Source organism: Nonomuraea longicatena, assembly GCF_039525605.1.
Classification (GTDB): Bacteria; Actinomycetota; Actinomycetes; order Streptosporangiales; family Streptosporangiaceae; genus Nonomuraea; species Nonomuraea longicatena.
In genome coordinates, this window is the sequence record NZ_BAAAHQ010000043.1 from 1 (window position 1) to 7,458 (window position 7,458).

Consider the following 7,458-nt stretch of genomic DNA (forward strand, 5'->3'; position numbering starts at 1 on the left):
GGCGCGGGGGCGCGGGGGCGCGGGGGCGCGGGGGCGCGGGGACGCGGGGAAATCGGGTTCTTGGGATATTGCACCAATGGTGTGGAATATCGGAACTACGTGGCGTGGCGGTGGCCAGGTGCTCCAGGATGTGTGGCTCTGGGCGGCCATTCTGAACCCATGGGCAGACGGTCGCCGATAACGTTGGAGCCCGGAAGACCTCCGCGAGTGGTGGCGAACGGCATCTCCTCCACTTCCGGAGGTCTTCCTGTTCTCCCTACGATTGTCCGCCGAGGAACAGCCGCCAGAATGCCAGTGCGATCTCGTCGGCGGGTGCCGGGGGGTCGGTGGTGAGCCAATGGGCGATGACCCCGATGAGGGCCCCCGCCAAGTACGCGGCATGAAGATCCACCGGGACGTCCCCGAAGCCGATCGGCCGCCTTCCCGCCCGGAACGATCGGGCCAGTTCCTCGGTGAGGCGCTCGCGCATGCGGGTGGCGAACAGCGCGCTCCCGGACGCGCCGAGCATGCGCCGATGCAGCCGGGAGTGGGCGGCGAGGCCGGTGAACAGGTCCGTGAGGGGTTCGGGCGCCGTGTCCCTGGGCGCGTCGAGCGGGCACAGGGCGGCCGCGCGGGCCACGTCGGCGACCGTGTCGTGCATGGCGTCGGTGACGATGGCGTCGATGTCCGGATAGTGCTGGTAGACCGTGGCGCGGTTGACCTCCGCCCGCTGGGCGACCTCGGACATCGTGATGGCGCCCAGGTCCTTGGACGCGGCCAGGTCGAGGACGGCGACCTTCAACCGGGCGCGGGTGCGGCGTACGCGGGGGTCGTCAGGGTTCATGGGCTCAACTATACGACATATGTTGCTTATCCAACATCTGTCGCCTAGTGTGTCGGTCATGCGAATCGAGATCTGGGCAGACCTGGTCTGCGCCTGGGCGTACATCGGCAAGAGGCGGCTGGAGAAGGCGCTGGCGTCCTTGGACGGCCCGTCGGCCACCGAGGGCGGGCGACGCGCTGCTGGAGCCGGGTACCCGGCTTCCATGCCCGAAGGCGGCCAACCGCAGGAGGCCGGGCAGACGGCTCCAGGCGGGCGGCACCCCTGGGGCGTCGAGGTCGTCTGGCGGCCGTTCCGCATGGATCCGTCCGCGCCCGTCCCGGCCACGCCGCGTGAGGAACTGCTCCGCGACCCGGTCGCCGACGCGGCCCTGCGCGCCTGCGCTCCGGGGCTGACGCCGTCCGAGAATCTGGTACGGATCTCGGAGATCGCCGCCGCCGAGGGGCTCGGGCCGAGGTGGGGCGCGGTCTGGCGCTCCAACAGCCATGACGCCCACCGGCTGCTCTACCTGGCCGAGCGGCACGGTGGCGCCGTCACGCAGGACGCGGTCGCCGAGGGCATCCTGCGGGCGTACTTCGTGGAGGGGCTCGACATCGGCCGCCTCGACGTGCTGGCGCAGGTCGCCTCCGAGGCCGGGTTCGAGCGGGCGGGGGCGCTGCTGGCGGCAGGGGCCGCCGATCGGGAGGTCAAGGAGCTGGTGCTGGTCGGAAAGGCGCGGGGTATCGGCACCTCGCCGACGATCGTGGTCAACGGACAGGCGCTGGCGGGGGCGCAGGATCCGGAGACGATCGCCGCGTTCCTGCGTGACGCCGCAGGCCTGACGGTTCGTGAGGTGCCTGCGGAGATCGAGCGGTTCCGGCAGTCCGAGTCGCTGATGGAACAGCGGGACCCGCTCGGTGCGCTGACGCTGCTGGAGCCGCTGTGGGGCGAGCACGGCGACGACCGCAACGTGGTGATGCTGGCGGCCCGCGCGTACTTCGCCTCCGCGCAACTCGGCAAGGCGCGTGCCGCACTGGAGGGCCTGGTGGAGTCGGACCCGAGCGACTCCTACGCGAGGCTGCTGCTCGGCCGCACTCTCCACCGCCAGGGGCTTGCCGACGAAGCCGCCGCCCACCTGCGTCTCGCCGAGACGATGAGCCCAGAGTACGCCTGAGGCGTACCCCCACCCGAGCGCCGACCGGGTGGCCGGATGCGGTCACGGGAGGGCGGCGGGCGATGCGGGCTTCACGGCGAACCGCGGCCGGTACGAGTCCCTACGCGGGGGGAGAGCGATCGTGGGCCGTCTCGCCGGAGTCGAGGTCGGGTTCGGGTTCGCGGCCGGGGGTCATGAAGTTGTACCGCTTGATGAGGAACGAGAACACGACGTAGTACAGCACCCCGTACACCAGCCCCAGCGCCAGGATCCCGACCAGGTTCTGGGTGTTGGACTTGCTGGCGTTCAGGAGCAGGTCGAGCAGCCCGGCCGAGAACCCGAACCCCAGCTGTCCGCCGATCAGCGCCGTGAGCGCCATCGCCAGCCCGGTCAGTACGGCGTGCGCGACCAGCAGCACCGGCGCGACGAAGATGAACGCGAACTCGATCGGCTCGGTGATCCCGGTGACGAAGGACGCCAGCGCCGCGGACAGCATGATGCCGCCGACGGCCGCCCGCCGGTGCTTGGGCGCCGCCTGCCACATGGCCAGCGCGGCCGCGGGCAGGGCGAACATCATGATGGGGAAGAACCCGGCCATGAACTGCCCGGAGTCCGGGTCGCCCGCGAAGTAGCAGTTCCAGTCGCCGCCGAGGATCCGCCCGTTGACGTCACACTGCGGCACGACGTACCAGACGATGGAGTTGGCGAAGTGGTGCAGCCCGAAGGGGATGAGCAGCCGGTTGATGAGCCCGTAGATCCCGGCGCCGAGCGGCCCGAGCCCGGTCAGCCACTCGCCGGCCTCGCTGATCCACCCGCCGAGCAGCGGCCAGGCCCACCCGATGACCACGCCGAGCAGCATGGCGACGATCGAGGTGATGATCGGCACGAACCGGCGCCCGCCGAAGAAGGCCAGCCAGGAGGGCAGTTTGATGCGGTAGAAGCGCTGCCAGAGCAGGGCGGCGACGAGGCCGATCATGATGCCGCCGAGAACGTTGGTGGGGTTCTGGACGCCGTAGTTGATGACCTCGCGGACACCGTCCGGCGTGGCCTCCCTGAGGACGACGGTGTCGCGGATGCCGGACCCGGCGAACATCACCTTGGTGACCCGGTCGAAGACGAGGTAGCCGATGACGGCGGCGAGCGCGGTGGTGCCGTCGGCCTTGCGCGCGTACCCGATGGCGACGCCGACGGCGAAGATGAACGGCAGGTTCTCCAGCAGCGCCTCGCCCGCGGCTTCGAGGACGGCGGCGACGCGGTCCATCCACGCCAGGCCGGCGACGTCGGCGAGCCCGCCGGGCTCGGCGCCGTTGGAGCCGAGCATGTCGGGCTGGCCGAAGCGCATCAGCAGGGCGGCCGCGGGCAGGGCCGCGATCGGCAGCATGAGGGAGCGGCCCAGTCGCTGCAGCACGTTCATCGCGCGAGAGAGCGGCGAAGGGGCCGCTGTGGTCTCGTTCACTGCGGGGGTCCTCAGCGTCGAGCGGGCATTTCCAGAAGGGTCCGCAGCTGGTATCGGTCGGCGCGGTAGGTGGACACGCCCAGCTCGGCACAGACGCCGCCGATGAAGGACCGGCGCTGAAGCAGGAGTACGGCGCCGCCGCGCGGCAGCTTGAGCAGGTCGGCGTCGCTGGGGTCGGCGATGCCGCCGTCGATGGTGAGCTCGCCGGCGTCCATGACGAGCCCGTAACGGCTTTCGAGCAGTTCGTACAGCGACCGGTCGGTGAGGTCGTGCTCGGCGAGGTCGGGGGCGAGCTTCACGGGGATGTGCGCGCGCTCGATGGACAGCGGCTCGCCGTCGGCGGTGCGCAGCCGTTCGATGAAGTGGACCTCTTCGCCGGGCTGGATGCCGAGTTCCTTGGCCAGGTGGGCGCTGGCGCGCACGATCCGGCGGTCGAGGTCGCGCGAGCCGGGTGCCATGCCACGGGCGCGCATGTCGTCGGTGAACGAGGTGAGCTGGAGGGCCAGTTCGATCTTCGGGCGGGCGACGAAGGTGCCCTTGCCGGGGACTCTGTGGAGCCGGCCTTCGGACACCAGGTGGTCGACGGCCTGCCGGACGGTCATCCGGGACAGGCCGAAGCGCTGGCACAGCTCGCGCTCGGAGGGGATGGCGGCGCCGATGCTGAGCTCGTTGCTGTCGATGAGGTCGAGCAGGATCTCGCGCAGCTGGAAGTACTTCGGCACCGGGCTGTCCGGATCGATGTGCGCCACGGATCCCCTCTCGATCGGACCTGGTCAATGAGCTATGGTTCGTACTGGTCTAGTCCGGACTAGACCACATGCCGGAATTATCAGTCAAGCCGATGGGGACGACATGACCACGAAGATGCGCAGCGAGATCGCCGAGCAGCCCGCGGCGCTGCGGGCCACCCTGGACTCGTTGCTCCCCCGTGTCGACGAAGTGCGCAAGCTCGGCGAGCAGACCAGGCAGCTGCTCTTCATCGCCCGCGGCACCTCGGACAACGCCGCCGTGTACGGACGGTACCTGATCGAGGCCCACGCCGGACGCCTGTCCGCGCTGGCCGCCCCCTCCATCGCCACGACGTACCGGCGCAAGCTCGACCTCGACGGCGTGCTCGCCGTCGCGATCTCGCAGTCCGGCCGGACCGAGGAGATCGTCGAGACGCTGGCCTGGGCGAAGGACTGCGGCGCGCGGACCGTCGGCGTGACCAACGGCGGCGAGGACAGCCCGCTCGCCCAGGCGGCCGACCTGGCGCTGGTCACCCTCGCCGGCGAGGAGAAGGCCGTGCCCGCGACCAAGACGTACACGACGCAGCTCGCCGCCCTCGCGGTCCTCGCGCTCGGCCTCGGCGCCGACGTGGACGCGGGCGACCTGCGCAAGGTGCCCGACGCGGTCGAGAAGCTGATCGCCGAGCCCGGCGACCTGGACGCCGTGGTCGAGGGCCTGGCCGACAAGCCGGGCGTGGTCGTCTCCGGGCGCGGCCTGGCCTTCTCGACCGCGCTGGAGACCGCGCTCAAGCTGAAGGAGGCGTGCTACCTGCACGCCATGGGCCTGTCGTACGCCGACCTGCTGCACGGGCCGATCGCGGTGGTCGACGCCGACACCCCGGCGCTGCTGGTCGCCTCGGAGAACTCGCCGACCCTTCAGGGCACGGTCGCGCTCGCCGAGCGCGTCAAGCAGGCGGGCGCCGCGGCGTTCACCGTCGGCGGCGGTACGGCACTGGCCGAGGCGGGCACCGCCGCGCTGAACGGCCCCGACCTGCCCGAGTGGGTGGCCCCCATGGGCCTGATCGTCCCCGGCCAGCTGCTGACCGAGTCGCTGGCCCGCAGGCTCGGCGTCGACCCCGACGCCCCGCGCGGCCTGAACAAGGTGACCCAGACCGACTGATCACGCGATGTCGTCTAGCCTGGGCGGACAGTGGTGGTGACGAGGGAGGCCGGATGGCGGCGGACGTTCACGCGATCATCGCGGGGCTCGGCGGTGTCGAGAACATCCTCGACATCGAGCCCTGCATCACGCGGTTGCGCACGGAGGTGCACGACGCCTCCAAAGTGGACCAGATCGCGCTCAAGGCCGCCGGCGCCCACGGGGTGATGGCGACGGGCAACGTGGTCCAGGTCGTCGTGGGTCCCGACGCTGACACGATCGCCAGCGACATCGAGGACATCATCCGCTAAGAGGGCGAGAGCATGACGACTGTCCTCGCCCCGGTCGAGGGGGCGGCAGTGGGGCTGGCCGCCGTCCCCGACCCGGTCTTCTCGGCGGGGATGGTCGGGCCGGGCACCGCCATCGATCCGCTGCGGGGGCCGGGCAAGGCGGTCGCCCCGATCCCCGGGAAGATCATGAAGCTGCATCCGCACGCGTACGTGATCGTGGGCGACGACGGCAAGGGCGTGCTGGTCCACCTGGGCATCGACACGGTCCAGCTCAAGGGGGAGGGGTTCCGGCTGCTGGCGGCGGAGGGCGACCGGGTGAGCGCCGGTCAGCCGGTCGTCGCCTGGGATCCCGCCGTGATCGAGGCGGGCGGGCGCTCGCCGGTCTGCCCGGTGGTCGCGCTGGACGCGGCGGCGGAGTCGGTGACCGGGGTCGTCCAGGGGGACGTCCATGTGGGGGACGCGCTTTTCCGGTGGGATTAGCCGTTCCTCTAGAGTCAAACTGGTCCGGACCGGATTGCCGTGGAGGAAGCACATGGTTGAGCGCAAAGTTGTCATCGCCGCAGAGGTCGGGCTGCACGCCCGCCCGGCCGCGACATTCGTGCAGACGGCGGCGCAGGCGCCCTTCGAGGTCACCGTGAGCAAGGGCGGCCAGGCACCGGTCAACGGCAAGAGCATCCTCGCGATCCTCGGCATGGACGCGCGCCAGGACGACAGCGTGGTGATCCGGGTCGAGGGTGACGGCCCCGAGGCCGAGGAACTGCTGAACCGGTTGGCCGAGATATGCGAGACACCGTGAGCGGGCGGCTGCGCGGTACGGGGGTCAGCCAGGGGATCGGGCACGGTCCCGCCTACGTGCTGAACGTGACGGTGCCGGAGCCGCCTCCGGGCCAGACGTACGCCGGCGGCGCCGACGAGGAGAAGGACCGCGCGCTGACCGCGCTCAAGCAGGTGGCGGGCGCTCTGGAGGCGCGCGGCGACCAGGCGGGCGGCGAGGCCAGGGACATCCTGCAGGCGCAGGCCCTCATGGCCGAGGACCCGGGGCTGATCATCGGCTGCAAGTCGCTGATCGACCGGGGGATCGCCGCGCCCCGGGCCGTCTACCAGGCTTTCGGCAAATATCGCGACATGCTGGCGGGGGCGGGCGGCTATCTCGGCGAGCGCGTCGCCGACCTCGACGACATCAGGGACCGGGTGATCGCCGTCCTCACCGGGCTGCCGCTGCCCGGTGTGCCGGCCCACGCGGACGAGCCGTACGTGCTGGTGGCCCGCGACCTCGCGCCCGCCGACACCGCGCTGCTGTCCAAGGACGTCGTCGCCGCCTTCGTCACCGAGGAGGGCGGGCCGACCAGTCACACCGCGATCCTCGCCAGGGCGATGGGGGTGCCCGCCGTCGTCGCCTGCGCGGGCGCGACCGGGATCAGGCCGGGGCAGCGGGTGCTGGTCGACGGCTCCACCGGCGAGGTACGGCTGCAGCCCTCGCAGGACGAGGTGAGCGAGGCCGTCGGCACCCAGTCGGCCAGGCAGGCGGCCATCGCGGCGGTCAGCGGCCCCGGGCGTACCAAGGACGGCTTCCCGGTGCCGCTGCTGGCCAACATCGGCGGCCCGGCCGACCTGCCGCAGGCGCTTGCGGCGGGCGCGGAGGGCGTGGGCCTGTTCCGCACCGAGTTCCTCTTCCTCGACCGCGCGGGCGAGCCGACGCCGCAGGAGCAGCAGGACGCCTACCGGGGCGTCCTTGAGGCGTTCCCCGGCGGCAAGGTCGTCGTGCGCACACTGGACGCGGGCGCGGACAAGCCGCTGGCCTTCCTCAGGTCGCCCTCGCACGAGCACAACCCGGCGCTCGGGGAGCGGGGGCTGCGGCTGCTCAGGTCCTACCCGGAGGTCCTGGAGCGGCAGG

9 protein-coding genes are annotated in these 7,458 nt (G+C 71.5%); 6 read left to right on the forward strand and 3 right to left on the reverse strand.

Going from position 1 to position 7,458, the window contains the following annotated elements:
* Positions 1–256 precede the first annotated feature (256 nt).
* A complete protein-coding gene (locus tag ABD120_RS32795) occupies positions 257–823 on the reverse strand; it encodes a TetR/AcrR family transcriptional regulator (protein WP_343954128.1) in 567 nt (188 codons plus the stop codon).
* Between the two features lie 58 nt (positions 824–881).
* Here ABD120_RS32795 and ABD120_RS32800 point away from each other — a divergent pair, with 58 nt between their 5' ends.
* On the forward strand, positions 882–1,973 hold the full coding sequence (locus ABD120_RS32800; RefSeq protein WP_343954129.1) for a DsbA family protein: 1,092 nt from the start codon (positions 882–884) through the stop codon (positions 1,971–1,973).
* Between the two features lie 100 nt (positions 1,974–2,073).
* Here the strand turns inward: ABD120_RS32800 and ABD120_RS32805 are convergent, their stop codons facing one another.
* On the reverse strand, positions 2,074–3,408 hold the full coding sequence (locus ABD120_RS32805; RefSeq protein ID WP_343954130.1) for a PTS transporter subunit EIIC: 1,335 nt from the start codon (positions 3,406–3,408) through the stop codon (positions 2,074–2,076).
* 11 nt (positions 3,409–3,419) lie between these two features.
* A complete protein-coding gene (locus tag ABD120_RS32810; RefSeq protein WP_343954131.1) occupies positions 3,420–4,157 on the reverse strand; it encodes a GntR family transcriptional regulator in 738 nt (245 codons plus the stop codon).
* A 103-nt stretch (positions 4,158–4,260) separates the two neighbouring features.
* Between ABD120_RS32810 and ABD120_RS32815 the strand changes: the two genes are divergently transcribed.
* From ABD120_RS32815 to ABD120_RS32835, 5 genes are all read left to right on the forward strand, one after another.
* A complete protein-coding gene (locus ABD120_RS32815; protein WP_343954132.1) occupies positions 4,261–5,295 on the forward strand; it encodes an SIS domain-containing protein in 1,035 nt (344 codons plus the stop codon).
* Between the two features lie 53 nt (positions 5,296–5,348).
* On the forward strand, positions 5,349–5,585 hold the full coding sequence (locus tag ABD120_RS32820; protein WP_343954133.1) for a PTS sugar transporter subunit IIB: 237 nt from the start codon (positions 5,349–5,351) through the stop codon (positions 5,583–5,585).
* A 12-nt stretch (positions 5,586–5,597) separates the two neighbouring features.
* Positions 5,598–6,044, forward strand: coding sequence for a PTS sugar transporter subunit IIA (locus tag ABD120_RS32825; RefSeq protein WP_343954134.1), 447 nt, complete (start codon positions 5,598–5,600; stop codon positions 6,042–6,044).
* A 52-nt stretch (positions 6,045–6,096) separates the two neighbouring features.
* The gene (locus tag ABD120_RS32830) at positions 6,097–6,360 is read left to right on the forward strand and encodes an HPr family phosphocarrier protein (protein WP_343954135.1); all 264 of its coding nucleotides are present in this window, start codon (positions 6,097–6,099) and stop codon (positions 6,358–6,360) included.
* On the forward strand, positions 6,345–7,458 hold a 1,114-nt coding region (locus tag ABD120_RS32835), incomplete at its 3' end, for a putative PEP-binding protein (protein WP_343954136.1). The genes ABD120_RS32830 and ABD120_RS32835, both read left to right, overlap by 16 nt.

Coding starts and splice junctions, on each gene's coding strand:
- ABD120_RS32795 (WP_343954128.1), bottom strand. CDS start 823: ATGAACCCTGACGACCCCCGCGTACGCCGCACCCGCGCCCGGTTGAAG.
- ABD120_RS32800 (WP_343954129.1), top strand. CDS start 882: ATGCGAATCGAGATCTGGGCAGACCTGGTCTGCGCCTGGGCGTACATC.
- ABD120_RS32815 (WP_343954132.1), top strand. CDS start 4,261: ATGACCACGAAGATGCGCAGCGAGATCGCCGAGCAGCCCGCGGCGCTG.
- ABD120_RS32820 (WP_343954133.1), top strand. CDS start 5,349: ATGGCGGCGGACGTTCACGCGATCATCGCGGGGCTCGGCGGTGTCGAG.
- ABD120_RS32825 (WP_343954134.1), top strand. CDS start 5,598: ATGACGACTGTCCTCGCCCCGGTCGAGGGGGCGGCAGTGGGGCTGGCC.
- ABD120_RS32830 (WP_343954135.1), top strand. CDS start 6,097: ATGGTTGAGCGCAAAGTTGTCATCGCCGCAGAGGTCGGGCTGCACGCC.